This window comes from Vibrio breoganii, assembly GCF_001677275.1.
Taxonomy (GTDB): domain Bacteria; phylum Pseudomonadota; class Gammaproteobacteria; order Enterobacterales; family Vibrionaceae; genus Vibrio; species Vibrio breoganii.
Genome location: NZ_CP016177.1, coordinates 250445 through 275873, shown reverse-complemented (window position 1 = coordinate 275873; position 25429 = coordinate 250445). Strand labels below are relative to the sequence as shown.

At 45.5% G+C, this 25429-nt stretch carries 41 protein-coding genes; 3 read left to right on the top strand and 38 right to left on the bottom strand.

The window, feature by feature from the left end:
* Window positions 1-3: 3 nt before the first annotated feature.
* On the bottom strand, window positions 4-591 hold the full coding sequence (locus A6E01_RS01410; RefSeq protein WP_017029074.1) for a LysM-like peptidoglycan-binding domain-containing protein: 588 nt from the start codon (window positions 589-591) through the stop codon (window positions 4-6).
* Between the two features lie 281 nt (window positions 592-872).
* Between A6E01_RS01410 and A6E01_RS01405 the strand changes: the two genes are divergently transcribed.
* The 3 genes from A6E01_RS01405 to A6E01_RS01395 all read left to right on the top strand — a co-directional run bounded on the left by A6E01_RS01405 (window position 873) and on the right by A6E01_RS01395 (window position 3540).
* A complete protein-coding gene (locus A6E01_RS01405) occupies window positions 873-1493 on the top strand; it encodes an FKBP-type peptidyl-prolyl cis-trans isomerase (RefSeq protein WP_017029075.1) in 621 nt (206 codons plus the stop codon).
* A gap of 151 nt (window positions 1494-1644) precedes the next feature.
* Window positions 1645-2913, top strand: a complete 1269-nt coding sequence (locus A6E01_RS01400) for an O-acetylhomoserine aminocarboxypropyltransferase/cysteine synthase family protein (RefSeq protein ID WP_065209418.1) — start codon at window positions 1645-1647, stop codon at window positions 2911-2913.
* 132 nt (window positions 2914-3045) lie between these two features.
* Window positions 3046-3540, top strand: coding sequence for a DUF2780 domain-containing protein (locus tag A6E01_RS01395; RefSeq protein WP_065209417.1), 495 nt, complete (start codon window positions 3046-3048; stop codon window positions 3538-3540).
* 146 nt (window positions 3541-3686) lie between these two features.
* Here A6E01_RS01395 and rplQ read toward each other — a convergent pair whose 3' ends face one another.
* The 37 genes from rplQ to fkpA form a co-directional block, all read right to left on the bottom strand.
* Complete coding sequence (rplQ, locus tag A6E01_RS01390; RefSeq protein ID WP_017029078.1) at window positions 3687-4067, bottom strand: 50S ribosomal protein L17; 381 nt, start codon at window positions 4065-4067, stop codon at window positions 3687-3689.
* A gap of 26 nt (window positions 4068-4093) precedes the next feature.
* Window positions 4094-5086, bottom strand: a complete 993-nt coding sequence (locus A6E01_RS01385; RefSeq protein ID WP_017029079.1) for a DNA-directed RNA polymerase subunit alpha — start codon at window positions 5084-5086, stop codon at window positions 4094-4096.
* A gap of 24 nt (window positions 5087-5110) precedes the next feature.
* Window positions 5111-5731 carry a 30S ribosomal protein S4 gene (gene rpsD, locus A6E01_RS01380; RefSeq protein ID WP_017029080.1) on the bottom strand — a complete coding sequence of 207 codons (621 nt, stop codon included), beginning with the start codon at window positions 5729-5731 and terminating at the stop codon, window positions 5111-5113.
* Between the two features lie 31 nt (window positions 5732-5762).
* Window positions 5763-6152 (bottom strand): 30S ribosomal protein S11, encoded by a 390-nt coding sequence (rpsK, locus tag A6E01_RS01375; protein WP_004398450.1) that lies wholly within the window; start codon window positions 6150-6152, stop codon window positions 5763-5765.
* 21 nt (window positions 6153-6173) lie between these two features.
* Entirely contained in the window at window positions 6174-6530 is a 357-nt protein-coding gene (rpsM, locus tag A6E01_RS01370; protein WP_017029081.1) for a 30S ribosomal protein S13, read from the bottom strand.
* Between the two features lie 147 nt (window positions 6531-6677).
* Window positions 6678-6791 (bottom strand): 50S ribosomal protein L36, encoded by a 114-nt coding sequence (gene rpmJ, locus A6E01_RS01365; RefSeq protein WP_000868186.1) that lies wholly within the window; start codon window positions 6789-6791, stop codon window positions 6678-6680.
* A 39-nt stretch (window positions 6792-6830) separates the two neighbouring features.
* Window positions 6831-8165, bottom strand: a complete 1335-nt coding sequence (gene secY / locus A6E01_RS01360) for a preprotein translocase subunit SecY (protein ID WP_017029082.1) — start codon at window positions 8163-8165, stop codon at window positions 6831-6833.
* 20 nt (window positions 8166-8185) lie between these two features.
* Window positions 8186-8620: a 50S ribosomal protein L15 gene (gene rplO / locus A6E01_RS01355; RefSeq protein WP_017029083.1), complete on the bottom strand. Its 435-nt coding sequence runs from the start codon at window positions 8618-8620 to the stop codon at window positions 8186-8188.
* A 6-nt stretch (window positions 8621-8626) separates the two neighbouring features.
* Window positions 8627-8803: a 50S ribosomal protein L30 gene (gene rpmD, locus A6E01_RS01350; RefSeq protein WP_017029085.1), complete on the bottom strand. Its 177-nt coding sequence runs from the start codon at window positions 8801-8803 to the stop codon at window positions 8627-8629.
* 5 nt (window positions 8804-8808) lie between these two features.
* A complete protein-coding gene (gene rpsE / locus A6E01_RS01345) occupies window positions 8809-9309 on the bottom strand; it encodes a 30S ribosomal protein S5 (protein ID WP_017029086.1) in 501 nt (166 codons plus the stop codon).
* A 14-nt stretch (window positions 9310-9323) separates the two neighbouring features.
* A complete protein-coding gene (rplR, locus tag A6E01_RS01340) occupies window positions 9324-9677 on the bottom strand; it encodes a 50S ribosomal protein L18 (protein ID WP_017029087.1) in 354 nt (117 codons plus the stop codon).
* A 9-nt stretch (window positions 9678-9686) separates the two neighbouring features.
* Window positions 9687-10220, bottom strand: coding sequence for a 50S ribosomal protein L6 (gene rplF / locus A6E01_RS01335; RefSeq protein ID WP_017029088.1), 534 nt, complete (start codon window positions 10218-10220; stop codon window positions 9687-9689).
* A gap of 10 nt (window positions 10221-10230) precedes the next feature.
* Window positions 10231-10623 carry a 30S ribosomal protein S8 gene (rpsH, locus tag A6E01_RS01330; RefSeq protein WP_017031380.1) on the bottom strand — a complete coding sequence of 131 codons (393 nt, stop codon included), beginning with the start codon at window positions 10621-10623 and terminating at the stop codon, window positions 10231-10233.
* Window positions 10624-10652: 29 nt separating this feature from the next.
* Window positions 10653-10958 carry a 30S ribosomal protein S14 gene (gene rpsN, locus A6E01_RS01325; RefSeq protein WP_017029090.1) on the bottom strand — a complete coding sequence of 102 codons (306 nt, stop codon included), beginning with the start codon at window positions 10956-10958 and terminating at the stop codon, window positions 10653-10655.
* A 17-nt stretch (window positions 10959-10975) separates the two neighbouring features.
* A complete protein-coding gene (gene rplE / locus A6E01_RS01320; protein ID WP_017029091.1) occupies window positions 10976-11515 on the bottom strand; it encodes a 50S ribosomal protein L5 in 540 nt (179 codons plus the stop codon).
* Between the two features lie 24 nt (window positions 11516-11539).
* On the bottom strand, window positions 11540-11857 hold the full coding sequence (rplX, locus tag A6E01_RS01315; RefSeq protein ID WP_017029092.1) for a 50S ribosomal protein L24: 318 nt from the start codon (window positions 11855-11857) through the stop codon (window positions 11540-11542).
* 11 nt (window positions 11858-11868) lie between these two features.
* A complete protein-coding gene (gene rplN / locus A6E01_RS01310; RefSeq protein ID WP_017029093.1) occupies window positions 11869-12240 on the bottom strand; it encodes a 50S ribosomal protein L14 in 372 nt (123 codons plus the stop codon).
* A 164-nt stretch (window positions 12241-12404) separates the two neighbouring features.
* Window positions 12405-12659 carry a 30S ribosomal protein S17 gene (gene rpsQ / locus A6E01_RS01305; protein ID WP_017029094.1) on the bottom strand — a complete coding sequence of 85 codons (255 nt, stop codon included), beginning with the start codon at window positions 12657-12659 and terminating at the stop codon, window positions 12405-12407.
* Complete coding sequence (rpmC, locus tag A6E01_RS01300; RefSeq protein ID WP_017029095.1) at window positions 12659-12850, bottom strand: 50S ribosomal protein L29; 192 nt, start codon at window positions 12848-12850, stop codon at window positions 12659-12661. The genes rpsQ and rpmC overlap by 1 nt, the downstream gene beginning before the upstream one ends.
* Window positions 12850-13260 carry a 50S ribosomal protein L16 gene (gene rplP, locus A6E01_RS01295; protein WP_017029096.1) on the bottom strand — a complete coding sequence of 137 codons (411 nt, stop codon included), beginning with the start codon at window positions 13258-13260 and terminating at the stop codon, window positions 12850-12852. The genes rpmC and rplP overlap by 1 nt, the downstream gene beginning before the upstream one ends.
* Before the next feature lie 11 nt (window positions 13261-13271).
* Window positions 13272-13970 carry a 30S ribosomal protein S3 gene (gene rpsC / locus A6E01_RS01290; RefSeq protein ID WP_017029097.1) on the bottom strand — a complete coding sequence of 233 codons (699 nt, stop codon included), beginning with the start codon at window positions 13968-13970 and terminating at the stop codon, window positions 13272-13274.
* Window positions 13971-13986: 16 nt separating this feature from the next.
* Complete coding sequence (gene rplV / locus A6E01_RS01285; RefSeq protein ID WP_017029098.1) at window positions 13987-14319, bottom strand: 50S ribosomal protein L22; 333 nt, start codon at window positions 14317-14319, stop codon at window positions 13987-13989.
* 10 nt (window positions 14320-14329) lie between these two features.
* Window positions 14330-14608, bottom strand: coding sequence for a 30S ribosomal protein S19 (rpsS, locus tag A6E01_RS01280; RefSeq protein ID WP_017029099.1), 279 nt, complete (start codon window positions 14606-14608; stop codon window positions 14330-14332).
* Window positions 14609-14627: 19 nt separating this feature from the next.
* Window positions 14628-15452, bottom strand: coding sequence for a 50S ribosomal protein L2 (gene rplB / locus A6E01_RS01275; RefSeq protein WP_017029100.1), 825 nt, complete (start codon window positions 15450-15452; stop codon window positions 14628-14630).
* A gap of 15 nt (window positions 15453-15467) precedes the next feature.
* The gene (rplW, locus tag A6E01_RS01270) at window positions 15468-15770 is read right to left on the bottom strand and encodes a 50S ribosomal protein L23 (RefSeq protein ID WP_017029101.1); all 303 of its coding nucleotides are present in this window, start codon (window positions 15768-15770) and stop codon (window positions 15468-15470) included.
* Window positions 15767-16369, bottom strand: a complete 603-nt coding sequence (gene rplD, locus A6E01_RS01265; protein ID WP_017029102.1) for a 50S ribosomal protein L4 — start codon at window positions 16367-16369, stop codon at window positions 15767-15769. The genes rplW and rplD overlap by 4 nt, the downstream gene beginning before the upstream one ends.
* Window positions 16370-16385: 16 nt before the next feature.
* Window positions 16386-17015 (bottom strand): 50S ribosomal protein L3, encoded by a 630-nt coding sequence (rplC, locus tag A6E01_RS01260; RefSeq protein WP_017029103.1) that lies wholly within the window; start codon window positions 17013-17015, stop codon window positions 16386-16388.
* A gap of 14 nt (window positions 17016-17029) precedes the next feature.
* Window positions 17030-17341, bottom strand: coding sequence for a 30S ribosomal protein S10 (gene rpsJ, locus A6E01_RS01255; RefSeq protein WP_004736761.1), 312 nt, complete (start codon window positions 17339-17341; stop codon window positions 17030-17032).
* Window positions 17342-17814: 473 nt separating this feature from the next.
* A complete protein-coding gene (tuf, locus tag A6E01_RS01250; RefSeq protein WP_065209416.1) occupies window positions 17815-18999 on the bottom strand; it encodes an elongation factor Tu in 1185 nt (394 codons plus the stop codon).
* A 149-nt stretch (window positions 19000-19148) separates the two neighbouring features.
* Window positions 19149-21242: an elongation factor G gene (fusA, locus tag A6E01_RS01245; protein ID WP_017031382.1), complete on the bottom strand. Its 2094-nt coding sequence runs from the start codon at window positions 21240-21242 to the stop codon at window positions 19149-19151.
* A 136-nt stretch (window positions 21243-21378) separates the two neighbouring features.
* Window positions 21379-21849: a 30S ribosomal protein S7 gene (gene rpsG / locus A6E01_RS01240; protein WP_017029464.1), complete on the bottom strand. Its 471-nt coding sequence runs from the start codon at window positions 21847-21849 to the stop codon at window positions 21379-21381.
* A gap of 97 nt (window positions 21850-21946) precedes the next feature.
* Entirely contained in the window at window positions 21947-22321 is a 375-nt protein-coding gene (gene rpsL, locus A6E01_RS01235) for a 30S ribosomal protein S12 (protein WP_004399892.1), read from the bottom strand.
* A 189-nt stretch (window positions 22322-22510) separates the two neighbouring features.
* Window positions 22511-22783: a sulfurtransferase complex subunit TusB gene (tusB, locus tag A6E01_RS01230; protein WP_017242608.1), complete on the bottom strand. Its 273-nt coding sequence runs from the start codon at window positions 22781-22783 to the stop codon at window positions 22511-22513.
* A 2-nt stretch (window positions 22784-22785) separates the two neighbouring features.
* The gene (tusC, locus tag A6E01_RS01225) at window positions 22786-23142 is read right to left on the bottom strand and encodes a sulfurtransferase complex subunit TusC (RefSeq protein WP_065209415.1); all 357 of its coding nucleotides are present in this window, start codon (window positions 23140-23142) and stop codon (window positions 22786-22788) included.
* On the bottom strand, window positions 23139-23531 hold the full coding sequence (tusD, locus tag A6E01_RS01220; protein ID WP_017031384.1) for a sulfurtransferase complex subunit TusD: 393 nt from the start codon (window positions 23529-23531) through the stop codon (window positions 23139-23141). Before tusD ends, tusC begins: the two co-directional genes overlap by 4 nt.
* 1 nt (window position 23532) lies before the next feature.
* Window positions 23533-24258 carry a helix-turn-helix transcriptional regulator gene (locus A6E01_RS01215; RefSeq protein ID WP_017029460.1) on the bottom strand — a complete coding sequence of 242 codons (726 nt, stop codon included), beginning with the start codon at window positions 24256-24258 and terminating at the stop codon, window positions 23533-23535.
* Window positions 24259-24409: 151 nt separating this feature from the next.
* Window positions 24410-25180 (bottom strand): FKBP-type peptidyl-prolyl cis-trans isomerase, encoded by a 771-nt coding sequence (gene fkpA, locus A6E01_RS01210; RefSeq protein ID WP_017031385.1) that lies wholly within the window; start codon window positions 25178-25180, stop codon window positions 24410-24412.
* Window positions 25181-25429 lie beyond the last annotated feature (249 nt).

The window sequence follows — 25429 nt, the reverse complement described above, 5'->3', positions numbered from 1 at the left end:
TAGTTACTTACTACGACCGAATCCACCATCCGACAAACGGAAGAACATCACTGAATCACCAGAACGCTCAAGCTGAAGAATGTCTAAGCGACCTTCTGCATCTCGCTTGAATCGAACAAGCTGGCCCTGCTTAATCTGACTGAGCGGTTTATCAATGCCCTCAATCTTTGCCAAGGCATTCAAATCGGTCATTGCAAGGCTGTTTTCACGAAACACATTGGCTAAGGTGTCGCCTGCTTTCACCTCATACTCGATCCATTGCTCTTTAACTGGTTCTTCACCTGCCACGGCAACGCTTGTTGTGGTCGTTGTTGCGCTGACTGATTGCTCACTCAAACCACGAGTGTTAATGGGTACTGATACCCTCTCGTTGATGGGCGTGCCAGCTTCAATCCCTGAAGTGATCTTGGGGGTTGGCATAAAAACAAGGATCAAGGTAACAGGTACTATGATCATCAACGCCCTGCGATGTAATTTCGGTAACGAAGTCACTCCACCTTTAATCTTTGAAGGCAGTGCTTTCCACTCTATTTGGTTCCACGTGTCTAATAATACTTCTGTGTGTCTCTTAGAGCGGGTACGTCGATTCATCCCATATCACTCCGACTTATCCATTTCTATCAGGATATAAAAAAAACCGCTCAATGAACACACCCGACTCTCTCTATGAAACAGAATTGAACGAAATTTAACTGAAATTGGGAGCTACTCCAGTGTTGGCTGACTTGCTTTTTACAAACTTGGTGGCCAAAAGATCAAGAGACCCTGAAATATTTATATAAAATTTGACCCGCATTTATAGGAGCAATTTTCAACGCAGGTCAGAACTGGTATGCTTGCGCCTTTATATCAAAAAACTGAGAGTGACAATTATGTCTGAAGTTCAATTCGAAACTGTAGAGCAAAAAGCAAGCTACGGTATCGGTCTACAAATGGGTCAGCAACTAGCTGGCAGCGGTCTTGAAGGCCTTAACGTTGACGCTATCGCTGCAGGTATCGCAACAGCTCTAACTGGCGGCATGCCAGCAATCGAAGTTGACGAGATCAACAACGCACTTCAAGAGCTTCACACTCGTGTTGAATCTGCACGTGCAGAGCAAGCTAAAGTAGCTGCTGCAGACGGTGAAGCGTTCCTTACAGACAACGCTCTTCGTTCTGAAGTAACGGTTCTTGAGTCTGGTCTTCAATACGAAGTACTGACTGAAGGTACTGGTGAAGTTCCAACTTCTGACGCACAAGTACGTGTTCACTACCACGGTGAGCTAACTGACGGTACTGTATTCGACAGCTCTGTATCTCGCGGTCAACCTGCTGAGTTCCCAGTAACTGGCGTTATCAAAGGTTGGGTTGAAGCTCTTCAACTAATGCCTGTTGGTTCTAAGTGGAAGCTATACATTCCTCAAGATCTTGCATACGGTGAGCGTGGCGCTGGCGCTGCAATCCCTCCGTTTGCTGCACTAGTATTTGAAGTAGAACTACTGGCTATCCTGTAATTCTTACAAACACTATGTTTAGAAAGGCTTTTCTCTAGAGAAAAGCCTTTTTTTATGCAAACTCTATATTCAAAAACGCGACACAGCCCCTCTTGTCGAACCCCATCAAAACATGGCATCTTATTTCTTCCACAAGGATAGGAATAAGCAGATGAAAGACGAAACTCTAGCGATCCATCATGGATACGAAACCGACCCAACCACTAAATCTTGCGCAACCCCGATTTATCAAACCGTAGCCTATGAATTCGATGATGCTCAGCATGGCGCTGATCTCTTTGATCTAGCCGTTCCGGGTAATATCTATACCCGAATCATGAACCCAACTAATGATGTATTAGAAAAGCGCATGGCGGCACTAGAAGGCGGTATCGCAGGTCTTGCGGTGAGTGCGGGGAGCTCTGCAATACATTACGCCGTGCTCACATTGGCACAAGCAGGCGATAACATAGTTTCGACGCCACAGTTGTACGGTGGCACCTATACCCTGTTTGCCCACATGTTCCCAAGCTTAGGTATTGAGGTCAGATTCGCAGCAGATGACAAGCCAGAAACCCTAGCAGCGCTAATAGACGACAAAACCAAAGCCGTTTACTGTGAGTCCATTGGTAACCCTGCAGGTAACATCGCCGATCTTGAAGCCATCTCCACGCTAGCACACCTGCAAGGTGTTCCTGTCATCGTAGATAATACGGTCGCGACTCCTGCAATATGCAAACCGATCGAGCATGGCGCCGATATCGTAGTTCATTCATTGACGAAATACGTAGGTGGTCACGGGACGACTTTGGGCGGTATGATCATCGACTCAGGTAAGTTCCCGTGGGCGCAGCACAAAGACAGATTCCCAGTATTCAACCAGCCAGAGCCTTCTTACCACGGTGTGGTGTATGCAGAAGCCTTTGGTGAAGCGGCATTTATTGGCCGTGCTCGTACGGTTCCACTACGAAATACGGGGTCGGCTTTGTCTCCTATGAATGCCTTCATGTTAATGCAGGGTCTCGAGACACTCTCTTTGCGCATGGAGCGTCACTGTGAGAACGCTATTAAGGTTGCTAACTACCTACAACAGCATCCAAAAGTCAGCTGGGTGAGTTACGCAGGACTTGTCGATTCAGAGTTTTACGCTCTATCTGAGAAATACATGCAGGGTAAGCCATCCAGTATCCTTTCATTTGGCTTGAAAGATGGCTACGAGGCGGGTGTTAAGTTCTATGACGCCCTGCAGATCTTCAAACGCCTGGTCAACATTGGCGATGCGAAGTCTCTTGCTTGTCACCCTGCATCGACAACACACCGTCAGCTGACGGAGGTTGAACAAAAAAATGCAGGTGTAAGTCCAGAGATGATTCGTTTATCGGTTGGTATCGAGCACATTGACGATATCCTCGCTGACCTAGAGCAAGCATTAAACCAGTAATCTCATTTCGAGTCATACAAGAAAAACGGCGTACTAAGCGCCGTTTTTTATTGCCAATTCATTCAAGCAAACTCAGCAAAACGTTCATTCTTTTCCTAGACTTAAGAAACCTAAAATAAAGAGGAATACGGAATGAAGGGATTAGCTGTATCTACCTTAATTGGTGCCTTGGTTTTAAGTACACCAAGTTATGCTTTGTTTGGACTATTTGGTTCAGATGATGATGAAGAGAAACAACCAGATATGTCTGCGCTAACTTCCCAGATAGGCGAACAGCTTAATACAGCGCAAAGTACACCCCTCGCAGATCTACTTTCTAGTGAGCTGGATGTTACTCCAACCCAAGCGGCAGGTGGTGCGGGTGCTTTACTGTCTTTGGCTCAAACACAATTATCGAATGAGAATTCCAGTGAACTAAGCTCTTTAATTCCAGGGCTAAACAGTTTTACCGGTTCAACCGGTTTGACGTCGATGATTACCGATATGGATTCAGTGAAGAGTACCTTTGAAGGGTTGGGAATCGATCCGGCTTTGGTATCGCAATTTGCACCCATTATCATACAGTACCTGACCTCAGAGGGTGCAAGTAGTGGGTTATTAGGTTCTTTAACGAGTTTGTGGGGATAGAGGCTATCTAACATAAGCCTTGTCGCTAAGACTATATGAATGGGCTATTCGACTATAGTCAGGGCAAGCTAACAAGGTATTCATTCTCAAATTGCAGACACAAAAAAGCCGGGCAGATGCCCGGCTTTTCAGTTCTAACTGAACTATTACTCAGCAGCTTCTTCAGCAGCTGGGCGATCTACAAGCTCAATGTAAGCCATTGGAGCTTTATCACCAGCACGGAAGCCAGCTTTTAGGATACGTGTGTAACCACCCTGACGGGTAGCAAAACGTGGACCTAGTTCGTTAAATAGTTTTGCCACAACTTCGTTATCACGAGTGCGAGCAAATGCTAGACGACGGTTAGCAACACTGTCAGTCTTAGCTAATGTAATCAAAGGCTCAACTACGCGACGTAGCTCTTTTGCTTTTGGCAATGTAGTCTTGATAACTTCATGACGTACAAGAGAGCTAGCCATATTGCTGAACATCGCTTTGCGATGTGAGCTGTTGCGGTTGAGTTGACGACCACTCTTACGATGGCGCATGACCTAATCCTTCTAACTAATATTGATTAATCTTCAGCGATTGACGCTGGTGGCCAGTTTTCTAGGCGCATACCTAGAGACAAGCCGCGAGAAGCAAGCACATCCTTAATCTCAGTAAGTGATTTCTTACCAAGGTTAGGGGTTTTAAGAAGCTCCACTTCAGTACGCTGAACAAGATCACCAATGTAGTGAATCGCTTCTGCTTTTAGACAGTTGGCAGAGCGAACTGTTAGCTCAAGATCGTCTACAGGACGAAGTAGGATAGGATCGAACTCCGGCTTCTCTTCTTCTTTCTCTGGAACTCGTACATCACGAAGATCTACGAACGCATCCAATTGTTCAGCAAGAATAGTTGCTGCACGACGGATAGCTTCTTCCGGTTCAAGAGTGCCGTTCGTTTCCATATCGATAACAAGCTTATCCAAATCAGTACGTTGCTCTACACGTGCTGCTTCTACAGAGTAGGCAATTTTGTCTACTGGGCTGTATGTAGCATCAACAAGTAGGCGACCGATTGGGCGCTCATCTTCTTCAGTATGGATGCGAGCTGAAGCTGGAACATAACCACGACCACGTTCAACTTTGATACGCATAGCGATCTCAGCGTTGTCATCCGTTAGGTGACAAATAACGTGCTCAGGGTTAGCGATCTCTACATCACCATCATGGGTGATGTCACCTGCAACCACAGGGCCTGAGCCTGATTTGTTCAGTGTAATAAACACTTCATCTTTGCCTTCCGCTACGCGTACAGCCAAACCTTTAAGGTTTAGTAGGATCTCAAGAATGTCTTCTTGAACGCCTTCTTTAGTGCTGTATTCGTGTAGCACACCTTCAATCTCTACTTCTGTTACGGCACAACCCGGCATAGAAGATAGAAGAATACGGCGAAGTGCATTACCAAGAGTATGGCCGAAACCACGCTCTAATGGCTCAAGAGTTACTTTTGCGTGTGTCGTGTTAATCTGTTCGATATCAACGAGACGTGGCTTAAGAAATTCTGTTACAGAACCCTGCATTGTGTCCTCTCTTTAGTTTAAACCTTACTTAGAGTAAAGTTCGACGATCAGGTGTTCGTTGATGTCAGCAGACAGATCAGAACGTTCTGGTAAACGCTTGAACGTGCCTTCCATTTTGCTGCCATCTACTTCAATCCAAGTTGACTTTTCGCGTTGTTCAGCAACTTCTAGAGCCGCCTTAATGCGAGATTGCTGTTTAGCTTTCTCACGAATAGAAACAACGTCATTTGCCGCTACTTTGAATGAAGGAACGTTTACAACTTTACCGTTAACTAAGATAGCTTTGTGGCTAACTAGCTGACGTGCTTCTGCGCGAGTTGCGCCAAAGCCCATGCGGTAAACTACGTTATCAAGACGACCTTCAAGAAGCTGAAGCAGGTTTTCACCTGTGTTGCCTTTAAGGCGTGCAGCTTCTTTGTAGTAGTTACGGAATTGTTTTTCTAGAACGCCGTATGTACGACGAACTTTTTGCTTCTCACGAAGCTGAACGCCATATTCAGATAGACGACCGCGACGAGCGCCGTGTACACCTGGTGCGTTATCAATTTTACACTTGGTATCGATCGCACGGACACCAGACTTAAGGAATAAGTCAGTACCTTCGCGACGGCTAAGCTTCAGCTTAGGACCCAAATATCTAGCCATGTTCTTTCTCCAATATTCCTAGAAACGAAACTTAAACGCGACGTTTCTTAGGTGGACGACAACCGTTATGAGGGATCGGAGTTGCATCAACGATGTTAGTGATGCGGTATCCAGCAGCGTTTAGTGCACGGATAGTTGACTCACGACCAGGACCAGGGCCCTTAACCATAACTTCCAAGTTCTTTAGGCCATATTCTTTAGCCATTTCGCCAGCGCGCTCTGCTGCAACCTGAGCTGCGAACGGAGTTGACTTACGAGAACCACGGAAACCTGAACCACCTGCAGTAGCCCAAGCTAGTGCGTTACCTTGACGGTCAGTGATGGTTACGATTGTGTTGTTGAAAGAAGCATGAATGTGCGCTACGCCATCAGCTACTTGCTTGCGAACGCGTTTACGTGCGCGAGTTGGTTGTTTTGCCATTGTACTCTCTACCTTATCCGATTATTTTTTGATCGGCTTGCGCGGACCCTTACGGGTGCGAGCGTTGGTTTTAGTACGCTGTCCACGTAGTGGTAGACTGCGACGATGACGAAGACCGCGGTAACAGCCAAGGTCCATAAGACGCTTGATGTTCATCGATACTTCACGACGTAGATCACCTTCTACAGTGTATTTAGCTACACCATCACGCAGTTGATCGATCTGCTCTTCAGTTAGTTCACTGATCTTAGCATTTTCAGCAATACCCACTTCAGCTAGGATAGCTTGAGAACGGGTTTTACCAATACCGTAGATTGCAGTTAATGCAATTACAGAATGCTTATGATCAGGAATGTTAATGCCTGCTATACGGGCCACTATTCACTCCTAGTACTTATGTAAAGAATTATCCGCAGCAAAGCCCGTCGAGGATACGCTGCGGCATACTACTTCTTTTGCACGCAAAAGGTAGGCCGAGGAATATACTCGAACCTACCCTGTTTTTCAAGTAAAAAATTCTGCTAATTAGCCTTGGCGCTGTTTGTGCTTTGGCTCACTGCAGATTACACGCACAACACCGTTGCGCTTGATAACCTTACAGTTACGGCAGATTTTTTTAACGGAAGCACGAACTTTCATTGCTAAACTCCGTAAATGAAATCTGGAACTAAGACCGAATTAACGGCCGTAGCCCTTCAGATTTGCTTTCTTCAACACAGAATCATACTGTTGTGACATCAGATGAGTCTGTACCTGTGCCATGAAATCCATGATTACAACAACTACGATTAGTAGTGATGTGCCGCCAAAGTAGAAACGTACGTTCCACATGACCATCATGAACTCGGGAATCAGACAGATAAAGGTAATATATAGAGCACCTGCTAGGGTTAGTCTAGTCATTACTTTATCGATGTATCTTGCTGTCTGCTCTCCTGGGCGGATGCCGGGTACGAAAGCACCAGACTTCTTCAAATTATCTGCTGTTTCACGCGGGTTGAAAACCAACGCCGTGTAGAAGAAGCAGAAAAAGATGATTGCTGATGCATAAAGCATTACGTACAGAGGCTGACCCGGGCTTAATGCAAGTGAAACATCAGTTAACCAACCGAATGTTGCACTCTCGCCGTTCTGACCGAACCACTGTGCTAATGTTCCTGGGAACAAAATAATACTTGATGCAAATATCGCAGGGATAACACCAGCCATGTTTATTTTCAATGGCAAGTGAGAACTCTGCGCTGCAAATACCTTACGACCTTGTTGACGCTTGGCGTAGTTAACGACGATACGACGCTGACCACGTTCCATGAATACAACAAAGTAGATAACAGCAAATGCTAAAACTGCAATCAACAATAGAAGAAGTACGTGCAATTCACCTTGACGCGCCTGCTCAATTGTCGAACCAATTGCCGAAGGCAATCCTGCAACAATACCTGCAAAGATGATTAACGATATACCGTTACCAATTCCGCGCTCTGTAATTTGTTCACCTAACCACATTAAGAACATGGTACCGGTTACTAAACTCACGGTTGCAATCAGGGTGAACATGGTTTGGTTGATAACAACCAGATTGTCGACCATGTTCGGTAAGCCTGTTGCTATACCGATAGCTTGGAATGTTGCAAGTACAAGCGTGCCATAACGTGTGTACTGACTGATCTTACGACGGCCAGCTTCACCCTCTTTTTTAAGCTCGGCTAGAGCGGGATGAACCACAGTTAGCAATTGGACCACAATCGATGCCGAAATATACGGCATGATACCAAGGGCCAAGATAGATGCACGCTCAAGTGCACCACCGGAGAACATGTTAAACATTTCAACGATGGTGCCCTGCTGCTGTTCTAACAGTTGGGCAAGTACAGCCGCGTCAATACCAGGGATCGGCACAAAAGAACCCGCACGAAACACTAACAACGCGCCTAATACGAATAGAAGGCGTGTTTTCAGTTCCGCTACGCCACTTTTTGCACTACTAAAATCTTGTCCTGGTTTTTTAGCCATCTGTACCTTTCCCTCGAAGATTATTCTTCGATTTTACCGCCGGCAGCTTCAATAGCAGCTTTAGCGCCTTTAGTTACGCGAAGACCTTTAACAGTCACAGCTTTGTTAATGTCACCAGAAAGAACAACTTTTACAAATTCGATGTTCTTAGTGATTACGTTAGCAGCTTTAAGGCTGTTAAGATCTACAACGTCACCAGTTACTTTCGCTAGCTCAGCTAGACGAACTTCAGCAGTCACTAGGCTCTTACGAGAAGTGAAACCGAACTTAGGTAGACGCTGTTTCAAAGGCATTTGACCGCCTTCAAAACCTGGACGAACACTGCCGCCAGAGCGAGACTTTTGACCTTTATGGCCACGGCCGGCTGTTTTGCCAAGACCAGAACCGATACCACGACCTACGCGCTTCTTAGAAGGCTTAGAACCCGCAGCCGGTGATAGAGTATTCAAACGCATTTCTGATTACTCCTCAACTTTAACCATGTAGTAAACCTTGTTGATCATGCCGCGTACTGCAGGCGTGTCTTCAAGTTCTACTGTGTGGTTGATGCGACGAAGGCCAAGACCACGTAAGCACAGTTTGTGCTTAGGTAGACGACCGATTGAGCTTTTAGTTTGAGTTACTTTAATAGTTGCCATGGTGCTTACTCCGAAATATTTTCAACAGTTAGACCACGTTTAGCAGCTATCATCTCTGGAGATTTCATGCCGCTCAAACCATCAATAGTCGCGCGAACTACGTTGATAGGGTTCGTTGAACCGTACGCTTTCGCTAGTACGTTATGAACACCTACAACTTCAAGTACTGCACGCATCGCACCGCCGGCGATGATACCAGTACCTTCCGCAGCTGGCTGCATGTAAACTTTAGAGCCAGTGTGACGACCTTTCACCGCGTGGTGAAGAGTACCCTCATTAAGCGCGATAGTAACCATGTTACGACGTGCTTTTTCCATTGCTTTTTGAATCGCTGCAGGTACTTCACGAGCTTTGCCGTAACCGAAACCTACGCGACCGTTACCGTCACCAACTACTGTTAGTGCAGTGAAACTAAAGATTCGACCACCTTTAACCGTCTTAGCAACGCGGTTAACGGCGATTAGTTTTTCTGCCAAATCTGAAGCTTGTTGTTGTTCTTTAGCCATCGATCAACCCTACCTTAGAATTTCAGACCAGCTTCGCGAGCAGAATCTGCTAGCGCCGCTACTCGACCGTGGTATTGAAAACCAGAACGATCGAAAGCAACATTAGAAATGCCTTTTTCGATAGCGCGCTCAGCAATAGCTTTACCTACAGCTTTAGCAGCGTCAACGTTACCAGTGCTCTTAACTTGCTCACGGATCGCTTTTTCTACAGTAGAAGCCGCTGCGATAACCTCAGAGCCGTTTGGTGCAATAACCTGTGCATACACATGACGAGGAGTACGGTGTACTACTAGACGGTTCACACGAAGTTCAGCAATCTTACGACGTGCACGTGTAGCACGACGGATGCGAGATGCTTTCTTATCCATAGTGTTACCTTACTTCTTCTTAGCTTCTTTGGTACGCACATATTCATCTGCGTAACGAACACCTTTGCCTTTATAAGGCTCAGGCTCACGGTAAGAACGAATGTCAGCCGCAACCTGACCAACTAGTTGCTTATCAGCACCAGTTAGTACGATTTCAGTTTGGCTAGGACATTCAGCTTTAATACCCGCTGGCACAGCGTGCTCAACTGGGTGAGAGAAACCTAGAGTTAGGTTTACAGCGTTGCCTTTAATAGCAGCACGGTAACCAACACCCTTAAGGATCAGTTTCTTTGTAAAGCCTTCAGTAACACCAACAACCATGTTGTTTACAAGTGCACGAGCAGTACCAGCTTGTGCCCAAGCACCAGCTACACCTTCACGTGGACCGAAAGTTAGGTTGTTATCTTCCTGAGAAACTACTACTGCGTTGTTGAAAACGCGAGAAAGTTCACCCTTAGGGCCTTTCACAGTAACTTCTTGACCGTTAATCTTCACCTCTACTCCAGCTGGAATAGCGACAGGTGCTTTAGCAACACGAGACATATTCTACTCCTTAAGCTACGTAGCAGATGATCTCACCACCAAGACCCGCTTTGCGAGCGGCGCGGTCAGACATAAGACCTTTGGAAGTGGACACTACAGCAATACCCAAACCACCCATCACTGAAGGAATGCTGTCTTTATTCTTATAGACGCGCAGACCTGGACGAGAAACACGTTGGATTTGCTCGATTACTGGTTTTGCTTGGAAGTACTTAAGAGTAACTTCTAGCTCTGGTTTTGCTCCGCTTTCTACAGCGAAGTCTGTGATGTAACCTTCGTTTTTCAGCAAAGTAGCAATTGCAACTTTAAGCTTTGAAGAAGGCATTTTTACAGCAACTTTGTTTGCTGCCTGACCGTTACGAATGCGGGTCAGCATATCCGAAATCGGATCTTGCATGCTCATACGTTATACTCCAAATGATTAAGTGGCACTTACCAGCTAGCCTTACGAAGACCCGGAATCTCGCCTTTCATGCAAGCTTCACGAACCTTAATACGGCTAAGACCGAACTTACGTAGGTAACCGTGTGGACGACCAGTTTGGTTGCAACGGTTACGCTGACGTGATGCACTTGAATCACGTGGAAGAGATTGCAGTTTAAGTACTGCGTCCCAACGCTCTTCTTCAGATGCGTTAACATCACTGATAGTGATTTTTAGCGCACGACGCTTTTCAGCGAATTTTGCTACTAGCTTTGCACGTTTTGTTTCACGTGCCTTCATAGATTGTTTAGCCATAACAGTAACCCTTCACCTTACTTACGGAATGGGAAGTTAAAGGCAGCCAGCAGAGCTCGGCCTTCCTCATCGGTGTTCGAAGAAGTCGTGATAGTAATATCAAGACCACGAACGCGATCAACTTTATCAAAGTCGATTTCCGGGAAGATGATTTGCTCGCGAACGCCCATGCTGTAGTTACCGCGTCCGTCAAAAGACTTAGCGCTAACACCACGGAAGTCACGTACACGTGGTAGAGCGATGTTAATCAAACGCTCAAGGAAATCCCACATACGTTCGCCACGCAAGGTTACTTTACAACCGATTGGGTAGCCTTCACGGATTTTAAAGCCTGCAACAGATTTACGCGCTTTAGTGATAAGTGGCTTTTGACCAGAGATCGTTGCCATATCAGATGCTGCGTTTTCTAGAAGCTTCTTATCATTGATTGCTTCACCCACACCCATGTTAAGGGTGATCTTTTCGATTCTAGGGACTTGCATGACGCTTGTGTAGCTGAACTCTTTGGTCAGTTCAGCGACTACAGACGACTTGTAGTAATCATGCAGTTTCGCCATAGTTCACTCCAAATTACTCTATTCTTAGTTAGAAACGATTTCGTTGTTAGACTTGAAGAAACGAACTTTCTTGCCATCTTCGAAACGGAAACCGATACGGTCTGCTTTACCAGTAGCTGCGTTGTAGATTGCAATGTTTGAAGCATCAATTGCTGCTTCTTGCTCTACGATACCACCTTGAACACCCATTGCCGGTACAGGCTTCTGGTGTTTCTTAACAAGGTTGATACCTTCAACGATAACTTTACCGGTTGCTAGAACCTTAGTTACTTTACCTTTCTTGCCTTTATCTTTACCAGCAAGAACGATTACTTCGTCGTTACGACGGATTTTAGCTGCCATTTAAGTGCTCCTTATAGTACTTCTGGAGCCAGTGATACAATCTTCATGAATTTCGCATTACGAAGTTCACGAGTCACTGGGCCAAAGATACGAGTGCCGACTGGTTGCTCAGTAGTGTCGTTCAACAATACACAAGCATTACGGTCGAAGCGAATGACAGAACCGTCTGGACGACGAACGCCTTTACGGGTGCGAACTACTACCGCCTTCAGAACATCACCTTTTTTTACTTTACCGCGAGGAATTGCTTCCTTCACAGTAACTTTGATGACGTCTCCGATATGTGCATAACGACGGTGTGAGCCACCCAGAACCTTAATACACATTACCTTGCGCGCGCCAGAGTTATCTGCAGCGTCAAGTGTACTTTGCATTTGGATCATTGTTAGTGCTCCGCTAAATATTAAAAACTAGACCCTCTCGGGTCGGGCTGCCTCTTTAAAGGGACGCGAATTGTACCACCCTTTTTTGCAATTGGGTAGACAAAAAATAAGCGGCTCCCAAAAAAATCTGGAAGCCGCTTTAAGTTGTTAAAAATTAACGAAAATTAGATTTTCGCTTTTTCTACAACTTTCACCAAAGTCCAAGACTTAGTCTTAGACAGTGGACGACATTCTTGAACTTCAACAGTATCGCCTAGGCCACACTCGTTGTTTTCATCATGTGCGTGAATTTTAGTCGTGCGCTTTACGAACTTGCCGTAAATTGGGTGTTTAACCATGCGCTCGATAGCAACAACAATAGACTTATCGCCTTTGTCACTAACAACACGACCAAGTGAAGTACGGATTTTGTCGCTCATTATGCGTCTGCCTTCTCAGTCAATACGGTTTTAACACGTGCGATATCACGACGTACAGCTTTAAGAGTATGTGTTTGCTGTAGTTGACCAGTTGCCGCTTGCATGCGCAAGTTGAACTGTTCACGTAGCAAATTTAATAGCTCAGCGTTAAGCTCTTCAACGCTTTTTTCACGTAGCTCTTGTGCTTTCATTACATCACCTGCTTAGTTACAAATGTTGTTTTGATAGGCAGTTTACGTGCCGCTAGGCGGAACGCTTCACGTGCCAACTCTTCAGGTACGCCATTCATTTCGTACATAACCTTGCCAGGTTGGATTTGAGCAACCCAGTACTCTACGTTACCTTTACCTTTACCTTGACGAACTTCAAGAGGTTTTTCAGTAATCGGTTTGTCTGGGAAAATACGAATCCAGATTTGACCTTGACGTTTAACATGACGTGTCATTGCACGACGTGCCGCTTCGATTTGACGAGCAGTAATACGTCCACGACCAACAGCTTTAAGACCGAATTCGCCGAAGCTTACTTCAGTACCTTTAGCTAGGCCACGGTTACGACCTGTCTGAACCTTACGGAACTTAGTACGTTTAGGTTGTAGCATTAGTCGACTCCTTACTTACGGCCTTTACGCTGCTTCTTAGGCTTGTCAGCCTTTGGCTCTACTGCATTAGCAGCTGGCATACCGCCTAGGATTTCACCTTTGAAGATCCAGACTTTAATGCCGATCACACCATATTGGGTGTGAGCCGAAGAAGTTGCGTAATCGATGTCAGCACGTAGGGTGTGTAGTGGCACACGGCCTTCACGGTACCATTCAGTACGCGCGATTTCAGCACCGCCAAGACGGCCGCTTACTTCTACTTTGATACCCTTAGCACCTAGACGCATTGCGTTTTGAACTGCGCGCTTCATAGCACGACGGAACATAACACGACGCTCTAGCTGAGAAGCGATGCTATCAGCTACTAGTTGACCATCAAGCTCAGGCTTACGTACTTCAGCGATGTTAATCTGCGCCGGTACACCTGCAATTTTAGCTACAGCTGCGCGTAGCTTCTCAACGTCTTCGCCTTTCTTACCGATCACAACGCCTGGACGAGCAGTGTGAATAGTCACACGAATGCTCTTAGCAGGACGCTCGATAACGATACGTGAAAGAGACGCTTTTGAAAGTTCCTTAGTAAGGAACTGACGTACCTTGAAGTCGCCGTCTAGGTTGTCAGCGAAATCTTTGGTGTTAGCAAACCATGTAGCATTCCAAGGCTTGACGATGCCAAGACGAATACCATTAGGATGTACTTTCTGACCCATTGCTTATCTCCTAGTCTTAAGCGTCTGCAACAACAACAGTGATGTGGCAAGAACGCTTCAAGATACGGTCGGCACGGCCTTTAGCACGAGGCATAATACGCTTCATGATAGGACCTTCATCTACGAAGATTTTAGCGACATTTAAATCGTCGATATCTGCACCTTCGTTATGCTCAGCGTTCGCGATTGCTGATTCAAGAACCTTCTTAACTAGTTCAGCAGCTTTTTTGTTGCTGAAAGTTAGGATTTCTAGTGCTTGATCAACATTCTTGCCACGGATTTGATCCGCTACAAGGCGCGCTTTCTGTGGAGAAATACGAGCAAAGTTATGTTTAGCTAAAGCTTCCATCATCTACTCCTTATTTCTTCTTAGCTTTCTTATCTGCAGCATGGCCGCGATAAGTACGAGTTGGTGCGAATTCGCCCAGTTTGTGACCGATCATTTCTTCGGTAACGAATACTGGTACGTGCTGACGACCATTATGGACAGCGATAGTCAAACCAATCATTGTTGGGATGATCATTGAACGGCGAGACCAAGTTTTAATTGGTTTTTTGTCGCTATTCTCTACCGCTTTCTCTACCTTCTTCAGCAAGTGCAGGTCAATAAAAGGACCTTTCTTGAGAGAACGTGGCATGGCGATTCCTCTTTATAGATTACTTATTACGACGACGTACGATGTACTTGTCAGTGCGCTTGTTCTTACGAGTCTTAAAGCCTTTAGTAGGCTGACCCCAAGGTGATACTGGGTGACGGCCACCAGATGTACGACCTTCACCACCACCGTGTGGGTGGTCTACCGGGTTCATTACTACACCACGTACGGTTGGACGTACGCCGCGCCAGCGTGAAGCACCAGCTTTACCTAGTTCACGTAGCATGTGCTCAGAGTTACCAACTTCACCGATCGTTGCACGACCTTCAGAAAGAACTTTGCGCATCTCGCCAGAACGTAGGCGTACAGTTACATATGCACCATCGCGAGCGATGATTTGTGCGTATGCACCTGCAGAACGAGCAATTTGTGCACCTTTACCAGGCTTAAGCTCAACACAGTGAACAGTTGAACCAACTGGGATGTTACGCATCGGCAGAGTGTTACCTGCTTTGATTGGCGCATCAACACCAGACTGGACTGTATCACCAGCTGAAATACCTTTAGGTGCGATAATGTAGCGGCGCTCACCGTCTGCGTACAGAACTAGAGCAATGTTTGCGCTACGGTTTGGATCGTATTCTAGACGCTCAACTTTCGCTGGAATGCCATCTTTAGTACGTTTAAAGTCAACTAGACGGTAGTGATGTTTGTGACCACCACCGATGTGACGTACTGTGATACGACCGTTGTTGTTACGACCACCATTCTTAGAGTTTTTCTCTAGAAGTGGAGCGTATGGCTTACCCTTGTGTAGGTCAGCGTTAACAACTTTAACTACGTGACGACGACCAGGGGAAGTCGGCTTACATTTAACAATAGCCATTCTTAACTACTCCTGTTATTCCGCACCGCCAACGAAGTCAAGATCTTGACCTTCTTTCAAGGTAACGTAAGCTTTTTTCACGTCTGAACGACGGCCTTCACGCATACCTTGACGTTTGGTCTTACCCTTAAGAACAAGAGTATTTACAGACTTAACTTCAACTTCAAATAGCTTTTCTACAGCTGCTTTGATCTCTTTTTTAGTTGCATCTTTTGCTACTTTGAAAACGATAGTGTTCGCTTTCTCTGCAGCCATAGTTGCTTTTTCAGAGATATGTGGAGCACGTAGAACTTTTAGTAGACGCTCTTCAGTGATCATGCCAGCATCTCCTCAACTTGCTTCACTGCTTCAGCAGTAATTAGAACCTTGTCGAACGCAATAAGACTTACTGGATCAATCGCAGCAACGTCACGAGCGTCAACTTTATAAAGGTTACGAGCAGCTAAGAATAGATTTTCATCTACTTCACTAGTTACGATCAGAACATCGTTAAGCTCAAGATCTTTCAGCTTAGCTATTAGCTCTTTAGTTTTTGGTGCTTCTACTGAGAAGTTATCTACAACAACTAGACGTTCTTGACGAACTAGCTCAGAAAGAATGCTTTTCATAGCGCCGCGGTACATTTTCTTGTTAACTTTTTGGCTGTGATCCTGTGGTTTCGCAGCAAAAGTAACACCACCTGAACGCCAGATTGGGCTACGAATAGTACCAGCACGTGCACGGCCAGTACCTTTCTGACGCCATGGCTTAGCGCCACCGCCAGATACTTCAGAACGAGTCTTTTGAGCACGAGTACCTTGACGAGCACCTGCTGCAAAAGCAACAACTACTTGGTGTACAAGAGCTTCGTTGAAGTCACGTCCGAAAGTAGTCTCGGAAACAGTTAGTGCATCAGCACCTTTAACCATCAATTCCATTACTTACTCCTAGACGTTATGCTTTAACAGCTGGTTTTACGATAACGTTGCCGCCGATTGAGCCTGGTACTGCACCTTTAATAAGAAGCAGATTGCGCTCAGCGTCAACACGTACGATCTCTAGGTTTTGAGTCGTTACACGCTCAGCTCCCATGTGACCAGCCATTTTCTTGCCTTTAAATACGCGACCTGGAGTTTGACATTGGCCAATTGAACCCGGTGCACGGTGAGACAAGGAGTTACCGTGAGTCATATCTTGAGTAGAGAAGTTCCAACGCTTGATAGCGCCTTGGAAGCCTTTACCTTTAGATGTACCAGTAACGTCTACTTTTTTAACTTCGTTGAAAAGTTCTACGTTTAGCTCAGCGCCAACTTCAAACTCTTCGCCGTTTTCTAAACGGAATTCCCAAAGACCGCGACCTGCTTCAACACCTGCTTTCGCAAAGTGACCAGCTTCGGCTTTATTAACGCGGCTAGCTTTCTTAGCACCAGCTGTAATTTGGATTGCAGAGTAACCATCAGTATCAAGAGTACGAACTTGTGATACACGGTTATTTTCTACTTCCACTACAGTTACTGGGATAGAAACGCCTTCTTCGGTAAATACGCGGGTCATACCCACTTTACGTCCGACTAGACCAATCATTATTCTAATCTCCCTTAACCTAAGCTGATTTGAACATCAACACCAGCAGCAAGGTCTAGACGCATAAGAGCATCTACAGTCTTGTCAGTTGGTTCTACGATGTCGATCAAACGCTTGTGAGTACGAATTTCGTACTGGTCACGTGCGTCTTTGTTAACGTGTGGGGAAGTTAGAACAGTGAAACGCTCTTTACGAGTAGGTAGTGGAATAGGACCACGAACCTGTGCGCCAGTACGTTTTGCTGTTTCAACGATTTCCGCAGTTGAAGCATCGATTAGTTTATAATCGAAAGCTTTAAGGCGGATACGAATACGTTGGTTCTGCATGAGACAGAGCTCCAATTAATAATTAAATACACAAACAATATCGCCACTCACACTTAAAAAGATAAGGGAATGCCGATTGATTTATGTGAAACCGTAGCCTCCAAAATCAGGAAGCATTGTCAGTTAATTTTCGATTAACTTGTAGCTTAACGCTATTTATTAATTGTATTAACCGCGAACATAAGCTGAGTATACGTTACCTAGGAAAAACCTAGCCCCTCAGTGCTCATTGGTTCACAAACCGACCTAAGTCAGTGGGAGGCATTATACAGATCGCAGAATGGGATGCAAGGGGTGTGTGAAAAATAATCGGAGTTCAGCTGCAAGCTTCAAGCCTTCAGTGGGAGGAAATATCAATCTTACAGCTAGCAGCTCAAAGCTAGTAGCTACAGAGAGCAAAAAGGGAAGCCGAAGCTCCCCTTTTCAAGTGCGGTTTCTTCCGAGGAAGAGTATCGCAAGATTTTAACTAAATATTAGTCAAAGATCTTAGCAACAACACCAGCACCTACAGTACGGCCACCTTCGCGGATTGCGAAACGTAGACCTTCGTCCATTGCGATTGGAGCGATTAGCTCAACAGTCATTTGAACGTTGTCACCTGGCATTACCATTTCTACGCCTTCAGGTAGAGTGATGTCGCCTGTTACGTCAGTTGTACGGAAGTAGAACTGTGGACGGTAACCTTTGAAGAAAGGAGTGTGACGGCCGCCTTCGTCTTTAGAAAGAACGTACACTTCTGACTCAAATTTAGTGTGAGGGTTGATAGAACCTTTAGCAGCAAGTACTTGGCCACGTTCAACGTCATCACGCTTAGTACCACGTAGTAGTGCACCAACGTTCTCACCTGCACGACCTTCGTCAAGCAGCTTACGGAACATTTCAACACCAGTACAAGTAGTAAGAGTAGTTTCTTTGATACCAACGATTTCTACTTCGTCACCTACGCGTAGGATACCGCGCTCGATACGACCAGTAACAACAGTACCACGACCTTGAATTGAGAATACATCTTCAATAGGAAGTAGGAACGGTAGGTCAACAGCACGCTCTGGAAGTGGAATGTAAGAATCTAGTGCTTCTGCAAGCTCAACGATCTTGTCTTCCCACTGCTTTTCGCCGTTTAGAGCGCCAAGTGCAGAACCTTGGATTACTGGTAGGTCATCACCTGGGTAATCGTACTCAGAAAGAAGTTCACGAACTTCCATTTCTACTAGCTCAAGTAGTTCTTCGTCATCAACCATGTCACATTTGTTCATGAATACGATGATGTAAGGAATACCAACCTGACGACCAAGTAGGATGTGCTCACGAGTTTGAGGCATAGGGCCATCAGTCGCAGCAACAACTAGGATACCGCCGTCCATTTGAGCAGCACCAGTGATCATGTTTTTAACATAATCGGCGTGTCCAGGACAGTCTACGTGTGCGTAGTGACGATCAGGAGTATCGTACTCAACGTGAGAAGTAGCGATTGTGATACCGCGCTCACGCTCTTCAGGAGCATTATCGATAGATGCGAAGTCTTTAGCTTCACCACCGTATACTTTTGAAAGAGTAGTACAGATAGCTGCAGTTAGAGTTGTTTTACCGTGGTCAACGTGGCCGATAGTACCAACGTTTACGTGCGGTTTCGTACGTTCAAATTTTTCTTTAGACACGATCGTGTTCCTTCCTAGTTATGATTCGCCGCGACCAGACATAGTCGAGGCGCGCCAGAATTTGCTATTTTAAGCATCAAACGCCTTTAGCGCAATATTTAGGCGTGCTGATCTGAAAATTTCATCAGGTCTATACAACGCCTAAACTATTAACCACGCTCGGCAATAATAGCATCAGCCACATTCTTCGGCACTTCGGCGTACTCACTAAACTCCATAGAGTAAGAAGCACGGCCTTGTGTCGCCGAACGCAAGTCAGTTGAATAACCAAACATGACAGACAGTGGAACCTGCGCACGGACTACTTTGAGTCCTGCAGTACCATCTTCCATGCCCTCAATAATGCCGCGGCGACGGTTTAGGTCACCCACTACACTACCCATCCAGTCTTCTGGAGTAGTTACTTCAACTTTCATCATTGGTTCAAGGAGAACTGGTTGTGCCTTAAGAGCACCATCCCTGAACGCCATTGAGGCAGCGATTCTAAACGCTATCTCACTTGAGTCAACATCGTGGTAAGAACCATCGAACAAAGTCGCTTTGACATCCTGCATAGGATAGCCGGCAAGCACACCATTGATCATTTGCTCTTCGATACCTTTCGATACCGAATTGATGTATTCACTTGGAACCACACCATCCACAATATCGTTTTCAAAAACAAAACCTTCGCCGGGTTCAGACGGCTCAAGTTTAAGCCATACGTGACCGTATTGGTTACGCTCACCCTGGCGAATAAATTTACCTTCAATCTCAGTTGTACCACGAATCGCTTCTCGGTAAGCCACTTGAGGGTTACCTACGTTACAACCAACATTAAATTCACGCTTCATACGGTCGACGATGATATCAAGGTGAAGCTCACCCATACCTGAGATCAGTGTCTGACCTGTTTCTTCGTCCATTTCCACGTGGAAAGAAGGATCTTCCGCAGCAAGTTTTTCTAAAGCAATGGCCATTTTATCTTGGTCTGCTTGAGATCTTGGCTCAACCACAATCTGAATAACTGGATCAGGGAACTCCATGCGCTCTAGAATCACTTTGTGGTTCATATCGCACAAGGTATCACCTGTAGTTACGTCTTTAAGACCGATTACAGCGGCAATATCGCCTGCTCGTACTTCTTTCACTTCTTCACGCTTGTTCGAGTGCATTTGCACAATACGACCAAGACGTTCTTTTTTCTGTTTTACTGAGTTGTAGACCGTATCCGCGGTTTTGACAACACCAGAATACACACGCACAAAGCTCAACGTACCTACAAACGGGTCTGTCGCAATCTTAAATGCTAGTGCTGAAAACGGTTCTTTGTCGTCGGCATGACGCTCAACTTCTTTTTCGTTTTCGTCTACGCCTTGAATCGCAGGAACATCCACTGGAGATGGTAGGAAGTCAACAACAGCATCAAGTACAGCTTGAACACCCTTGTTTTTGAAAGCACTTCCGCACGTTGCCAACACGATTTCATTGTTAAGGGTGCGGATACGTAGACCTTGCTTGATCTCCGCTTCGCTTAGTTCACCCTCTTCAAGGTATTTGTCCATGAGCTCTTCATTGGCTTCAGCGGCTGCTTCAACCAAGTTAATGCGCCACTCTTCAGCACTTTCAAGCATGTCAGCAGGGATATCTTCATAAGAGAAAGACATACCTTGATCAGCTTCGTTCCAGCTGATGCGCTTCATCTTGATAAGGTCAACAACGCCAGCAAACTCTTCTTCCGTACCTACGTTTAGTTGGATTGGAATTGGAGTTGCGCCAAGACGCTCTTCAATTTGATCGACAACACGCAAGAAATCTGCACCCGTACGGTCCATTTTGTTAACGAACACTAGACGAGGAACACCGTATTTGTCAGCTTGACGCCAAACGGTTTCAGATTGAGGCTCAACACCAGACGCGCCACAGAATACCACTACAGCACCATCAAGTACGCGCAATGAGCGCTCTACTTCGATAGTGAAGTCTACGTGTCCTGGGGTATCAATGATGTTGATGCGATGATCTGGGAATTGAGCTTCCATACCGCGCCAAAAGGTGGTGGTAGCCGCAGATGTGATAGTAATACCACGCTCTTGCTCTTGCTCCATCCAGTCCATGATTGCTGCGCCGTCATGAACCTCACCAATTTTATGGGAGAGACCGGTATAGAATAGAATACGCTCACTTGTGGTTGTTTTACCTGCATCTACGTGAGCCACGATACCGATATTACGGTAGTGCTCAATAGGAGTTTTACGAGCCACGATTGTATCCTCTTATTAGGGACTATTAATATTTTAAAAAGAGCTTTAAAAATATGAATAGACCCTATTTTTCCTTTCTGAAAAATAGAGAAATGCAGCGAGCAAAGCTCGCTGCACTAAAGGTATTACCGAGGGATTACCAGCGGTAGTGTGCGAACGCTTTGTTAGCGTCAGCCATGCGGTGAACGTCTTCACGTTTCTTAACCGCAGTACCTTTGTTCTCAGACGCGTCTAGCATTTCAGCAGCTAGGCGTTGAGCCATAGATTTTTCACCACGCTTACGCGCAGCTTCAACCAACCAACGCATAGCAAGAGCGTTACGGCGAACCGGACGAACTTCTACAGGTACTTGGTAAGTTGAACCACCTACACGGCGAGATTTAACCTCTACCGCTGGGCGAACATTTTCAAGAGCTTCTTCAAATACAGCTAAGTGGTCTTTACCAGACTTCTCAGCCATAGTTTCTAGTGCAGTGTAAACAATTTTCTCTGCAGTAGATTTCTTTCCGTCAACCATAAGGATGTTAACGAATTTTGCCAGCAGTTCAGATTTGAACTTAGGATCTGGAAGGATCTTACGCTGACCAATAACGCGACGACGTGGCATAGGAATTCTCCGTTGTCTTCTTCAGGTTATCCAAAACTTTACAGTTTCTTCAAAATTAAAATTTAATTTAGTGTTTGGCCTTACTTAACGGAATCCATTAAGACTTAGGACGCTTCACACCGTACTTAGAACGACCTTGTTTACGGTCGTTTACGCCTGCACAGTCAAGTGCACCGCGAACAGTGTGGTAACGCACACCTGGAAGGTCTTTAACACGACCGCCACGGATAAGAACAACACTGTGCTCTTGAAGGTTGTGGCCTTCACCGCCGATGTACGAAGTCACTTCAAAGCCGTTCGTTAGACGAACACGGCAAACCTTACGAAGTGCTGAGTTAGGTTTTTTTGGTGTAGTAGTGTAAACACGAGTACATACACCACGTTTTTGTGGGCACGCTTCTAGTGCAGGCACGTTGCTTTTAACAACTTGCTTTGCACGAGGCTTACGTACCAACTGGTTAATAGTTGCCATTAACTAGCTCCTGATTACTTAAAGTAAGCTTTGTGAAAAATCTAAGCCCTATCACACTAGTGCAATTAGGGACGCGAAATTCTATTCGGGGATGGGGGGGGTGTCAAGAAATATACAGATCTTTTTTAACCAGTAGGCAGATCCTTATCAGATCGTGCCTAGATCGGACATAAACACGCAGAAAAGTGCTTACCAAGTAATGGATTTGCTGTGTTCGGCCGTGAGATCCACGAATCCAGCAAAGTCGACCGCTTCGATATGTGACGCACATACGCTCTCCAAACCTCTAGCTATGAGGTCAGGCTGAAGCGCTTTAACCTCAATAGAGGGTAATAGTGCATGTTTTTTGTGTTTAGGGTTCGCTGCGTACACCGCTTCTTCCACCAATAGCACCGTGTCCTTGGCTGAAACATAGCGAGATAGAGTCTCTAGGCTGTGTAAACGAGAAACAATATGAAGCATGACTAAAACCTTAGTACGACATCAGAAGTGGCAAGCTTGTGTGCTATCCCTTCGCTATCTAAAAGTTCTGCGTCCAAGAACAGCTCTTGCTGAGTAAAGCCTAATTCATTCAGGCTTTCGCTACACACATACACCTCTTCGACTTCATAGAGATCCAGTAAACGAAATGCAGAGATGTAATCTCGGCTAAGGATAGATTGCGGTTGCTGCTGTTTTAATAGCTGACTCACCCCATCCCCAACAAAGACCAGTTGCAGGTTCTCACTGTACGCAGACGTCGCGAGAATGGCATCTAGGCCTTCCCTACCTTGCGCTGTGCTGTGCGGGGTACTGGTAAATACAAAGGTAATCTTCTTCAAAACTGCACTACCCTATCCTGAGTCAATAGCGCCTCAGCCAAACTCCCTAGACCCGATTGCTCAAAACCATCTGCAAGATTTGATTGTGCAAGCTGATGTTGCTCAGATTCTTCTTTGCCAACAATACCTCTTCGCAGTGCTGCTGCTACACAGGTTTGCAATAACACGCCATGTTCCGCAGCCAATTGCTGCCAGGCAGACACTAGATCAAACTCATCGTTCGCCGGAACGGTAAGGCCATTACCGTTCGTTACCCCTTGTTGATAAAAGAACACGCTGACTAAACGGTGTCCCTTTTTTATCAGTGCTTCAGCAAATTGGTAAGCATTTAAACTAGATTGCTCACCATAAACCTCGCCACTGACCACTAAGGTGTACGATAGGCTCAAACTACTCTTCCTCAGTCTTACGCTGACGAATGTAGAGATAAACGGTGTGTTTAGAGATGTTGAGACGATCTGCTACACGGTTGATGGCATCTTTAATATCGAAGATACCCTTATCGTACAGCTCCATAACGATCTGACGATTCTTGGTATTGTTAGAGACCATCTTGTCCGCATTGACTTCATCAATGGTGCGCTCAACGGTTTGGTCCACCAGCTCTTCTACATCACTAGCAAAGTTTACCGATGATGCAGCAGCTTCTGCTTCTTCTGTTGGCATGAACGAGTGCAGCACTTGAGAGAAGGGTGCGTCCAAGTTGACATTCATACACAAAAGGCCAATAACTCGATTATCGCCATTGCGGATAGCAACGGTAATAGACTTCATCAATACTCCGCCTTTAGCACGGGTAAAGTAAGCACGAGAAAAATTACGCTCAGAGCCTTCGATGTCTTTCAGCATCTTCAACGCTAGGTCGGTAATCGGCGAACCTACTTGGCGACCGGTATTCTCACCATTGGCGATACGGATAGCAGAGGTGTTGAGATCCTCTAGAGAGTGAAGAACGATCTCACAGAATTGTCCAATTAAACTCGCTATGCCATCAACCACAGCCTCATATGAGCGCAGGATGATCTTGTCATGCTCCGTAAAGGGCTTAACATCAACGGATTCCAACTCTAAAAGCGATTCTGTATCGAGAGTTTCTGTGTTCACGCGCTTGTCCATGTTCAGAATTCAAATATTAAGTCAAAGTTTATCAGAATATTTTAAAAAAGAGAGTCCTGCCTGAGTCAACACCGCAATATTCTGATCTGAGTCATAAACAAAATACAAAAAAACCGAGGCAAGCCTCGGTTTCATAAGTATTTTTTAACGCTTACTGTGCAGCTGGAGCTTCAATATCCAATAGCTCAACTTCAAACACTAGTGTTGAGTTAGCAGGGATAGCTGGAGACTCTTGGTCACCGTATGCAAGCTCTGGTGGGATAACGAACTTGTACTTAGAACCCACTTGCATTAGCTGAACGCCTTCAGTCCAACCAGGAATCACTCGGTTAAGAGGGAATGTCGCTGGTTCGCCACGCTCAATTGAGCTGTCGAACTGAGTGCCGTCTGTTAGTGTGCCCACATAGTGCACTTTAACAACGTCAGTTTCTTTAGGTGTTGCGCCGTCGCCTTGCTTCTCTACTTGGTAAAGAATGCCTGACTCTGTTTGCATTACGCCGTCTTGTTTAGCAAATTCTGCACGGAAGTCTTCGCCTGCTTTGATTGCAGCTGCTGATTTCTCTGCAGCTTGAGCAGCCATTTGCTCACTTACGCGAGCATCAAGGCCTTCAAGAGCTTGACGGATTTCATCTTCGTTAAGACCCGCATTACCACCAAACGCATCAGTAATACCTTTAAGTACCATCTCATCGCTAAGTTCAATGCCGATTTCTTGAGGCTTCTCTACACTTGCTTTTAGGTAAGTAGCGAACGAAACACCGATTGCGTATGCCGCTTTATCGTCGTCAGAGTTGAATTGCATTGCTGCTGCTTCTGCTGGAGCTGCTGCTGCAGTTTCTGTCTTTGGTGCTTCTTCTTTTTGACAACCTACTGCTAGAGCAACAGTTGCTGCAAGCAGAGAAAGTTTTAGCATTGGTTTCATTGAGTTCTCCAAATCATGGCTGCGCCATTTGCTACGAGCACTTTTTAGTGCAGATTATTTATCGTTAATCTTATTAAAATTAACAAATTACAGATCAGTGTACGAATTATAATTGCGTCTAGACAACTATTTATTGTCATTTCTAAGTAAAATTGCGAGCGATGGGCTTTTAGACACAGTTATTTATAATAGTTCCCTAAAAGATGAAGGGAATGATGATCTGGGGTAAACTGCGAGCCATTATCGACT

What these genes read in the sequence shown, in the direction of transcription:
- A6E01_RS01410 (WP_017029074.1), bottom strand. Translation starts at nt 591, where the DNA reads ATGAATCGACGTACCCGCTCTAAGAGACACACAGAAGTATTATTAGAC.
- A6E01_RS01405 (WP_017029075.1), top strand. Translation starts at nt 873, where the DNA reads ATGTCTGAAGTTCAATTCGAAACTGTAGAGCAAAAAGCAAGCTACGGT.
- A6E01_RS01400 (WP_065209418.1), top strand. Translation starts at nt 1,645, where the DNA reads ATGAAAGACGAAACTCTAGCGATCCATCATGGATACGAAACCGACCCA.
- A6E01_RS01395 (WP_065209417.1), top strand. Translation starts at nt 3,046, where the DNA reads ATGAAGGGATTAGCTGTATCTACCTTAATTGGTGCCTTGGTTTTAAGT.
- rplQ (WP_017029078.1), bottom strand. Translation starts at nt 4,067, where the DNA reads ATGCGCCATCGTAAGAGTGGTCGTCAACTCAACCGCAACAGCTCACAT.
- A6E01_RS01385 (WP_017029079.1), bottom strand. Translation starts at nt 5,086, where the DNA reads ATGCAGGGTTCTGTAACAGAATTTCTTAAGCCACGTCTCGTTGATATC.
- rpsD (WP_017029080.1), bottom strand. Translation starts at nt 5,731, where the DNA reads ATGGCTAGATATTTGGGTCCTAAGCTGAAGCTTAGCCGTCGCGAAGGT.
- rpsK (WP_004398450.1), bottom strand. Translation starts at nt 6,152, where the DNA reads ATGGCAAAACAACCAACTCGCGCACGTAAACGCGTTCGCAAGCAAGTA.
- rpmJ (WP_000868186.1), bottom strand. Translation starts at nt 6,791, where the DNA reads ATGAAAGTTCGTGCTTCCGTTAAAAAAATCTGCCGTAACTGTAAGGTT.
- secY (WP_017029082.1), bottom strand. Translation starts at nt 8,165, where the DNA reads ATGGCTAAAAAACCAGGACAAGATTTTAGTAGTGCAAAAAGTGGCGTA.
- rplO (WP_017029083.1), bottom strand. Translation starts at nt 8,620, where the DNA reads ATGCGTTTGAATACTCTATCACCGGCTGCGGGTTCTAAGCCTTCTAAG.
- rpmD (WP_017029085.1), bottom strand. Translation starts at nt 8,803, where the DNA reads ATGGCAACTATTAAAGTAACTCAAACTAAAAGCTCAATCGGTCGTCTA.
- rpsE (WP_017029086.1), bottom strand. Translation starts at nt 9,309, where the DNA reads ATGGCTAAAGAACAACAACAAGCTTCAGATTTGGCAGAAAAACTAATC.
- rplR (WP_017029087.1), bottom strand. Translation starts at nt 9,677, where the DNA reads ATGGATAAGAAAGCATCTCGCATCCGTCGTGCTACACGTGCACGTCGT.
- rplF (WP_017029088.1), bottom strand. Translation starts at nt 10,220, where the DNA reads ATGTCTCGTGTTGCTAAAGCACCTGTCGCTATTCCAGCTGGAGTAGAG.
- rpsH (WP_017031380.1), bottom strand. Translation starts at nt 10,623, where the DNA reads ATGAGCATGCAAGATCCGATTTCGGATATGCTGACCCGCATTCGTAAC.
- rpsN (WP_017029090.1), bottom strand. Translation starts at nt 10,958, where the DNA reads ATGGCTAAACAATCTATGAAGGCACGTGAAACAAAACGTGCAAAGCTA.
- rplE (WP_017029091.1), bottom strand. Translation starts at nt 11,515, where the DNA reads ATGGCGAAACTGCATGATTACTACAAGTCGTCTGTAGTCGCTGAACTG.
- rplX (WP_017029092.1), bottom strand. Translation starts at nt 11,857, where the DNA reads ATGGCAGCTAAAATCCGTCGTAACGACGAAGTAATCGTTCTTGCTGGT.
- rplN (WP_017029093.1), bottom strand. Translation starts at nt 12,240, where the DNA reads ATGATCCAAATGCAAAGTACACTTGACGCTGCAGATAACTCTGGCGCG.
- rpsQ (WP_017029094.1), bottom strand. Translation starts at nt 12,659, where the DNA reads ATGAGCGACAAAATCCGTACTTCACTTGGTCGTGTTGTTAGTGACAAA.
- rpmC (WP_017029095.1), bottom strand. Translation starts at nt 12,850, where the DNA reads ATGAAAGCACAAGAGCTACGTGAAAAAAGCGTTGAAGAGCTTAACGCT.
- rplP (WP_017029096.1), bottom strand. Translation starts at nt 13,260, where the DNA reads ATGCTACAACCTAAACGTACTAAGTTCCGTAAGGTTCAGACAGGTCGT.
- rpsC (WP_017029097.1), bottom strand. Translation starts at nt 13,970, where the DNA reads ATGGGTCAGAAAGTACATCCTAATGGTATTCGTCTTGGCATCGTCAAG.
- rplV (WP_017029098.1), bottom strand. Translation starts at nt 14,319, where the DNA reads ATGGAAGCTTTAGCTAAACATAACTTTGCTCGTATTTCTCCACAGAAA.
- rpsS (WP_017029099.1), bottom strand. Translation starts at nt 14,608, where the DNA reads ATGCCACGTTCTCTCAAGAAAGGTCCTTTTATTGACCTGCACTTGCTG.
- rplB (WP_017029100.1), bottom strand. Translation starts at nt 15,452, where the DNA reads ATGGCTATTGTTAAATGTAAGCCGACTTCCCCTGGTCGTCGTCACGTA.
- rplW (WP_017029101.1), bottom strand. Translation starts at nt 15,770, where the DNA reads ATGATCACTGAAGAGCGTCTACTAAAAGTTCTACGTGCTCCACATATC.
- rplD (WP_017029102.1), bottom strand. Translation starts at nt 16,369, where the DNA reads ATGGAATTGATGGTTAAAGGTGCTGATGCACTAACTGTTTCCGAGACT.
- rplC (WP_017029103.1), bottom strand. Translation starts at nt 17,015, where the DNA reads ATGATTGGTCTAGTCGGACGTAAAGTGGGTATGACCCGCGTATTTACC.
- rpsJ (WP_004736761.1), bottom strand. Translation starts at nt 17,341, where the DNA reads ATGCAGAACCAACGTATTCGTATCCGCCTTAAAGCTTTCGATTATAAA.
- rpsG (WP_017029464.1), bottom strand. Translation starts at nt 21,849, where the DNA reads ATGCCACGTCGTCGCGTTATTGGTCAGCGTAAGATCCTTCCAGATCCT.
- rpsL (WP_004399892.1), bottom strand. Translation starts at nt 22,321, where the DNA reads ATGGCAACTATTAACCAGTTGGTACGTAAGCCTCGTGCAAAGCAAGTT.
- tusB (WP_017242608.1), bottom strand. Translation starts at nt 22,783, where the DNA reads ATGCTTCATATTGTTTCTCGTTTACACAGCCTAGAGACTCTATCTCGC.
- A6E01_RS01215 (WP_017029460.1), bottom strand. Translation starts at nt 24,258, where the DNA reads ATGGACAAGCGCGTGAACACAGAAACTCTCGATACAGAATCGCTTTTA.
- fkpA (WP_017031385.1), bottom strand. Translation starts at nt 25,180, where the DNA reads ATGAAACCAATGCTAAAACTTTCTCTGCTTGCAGCAACTGTTGCTCTA.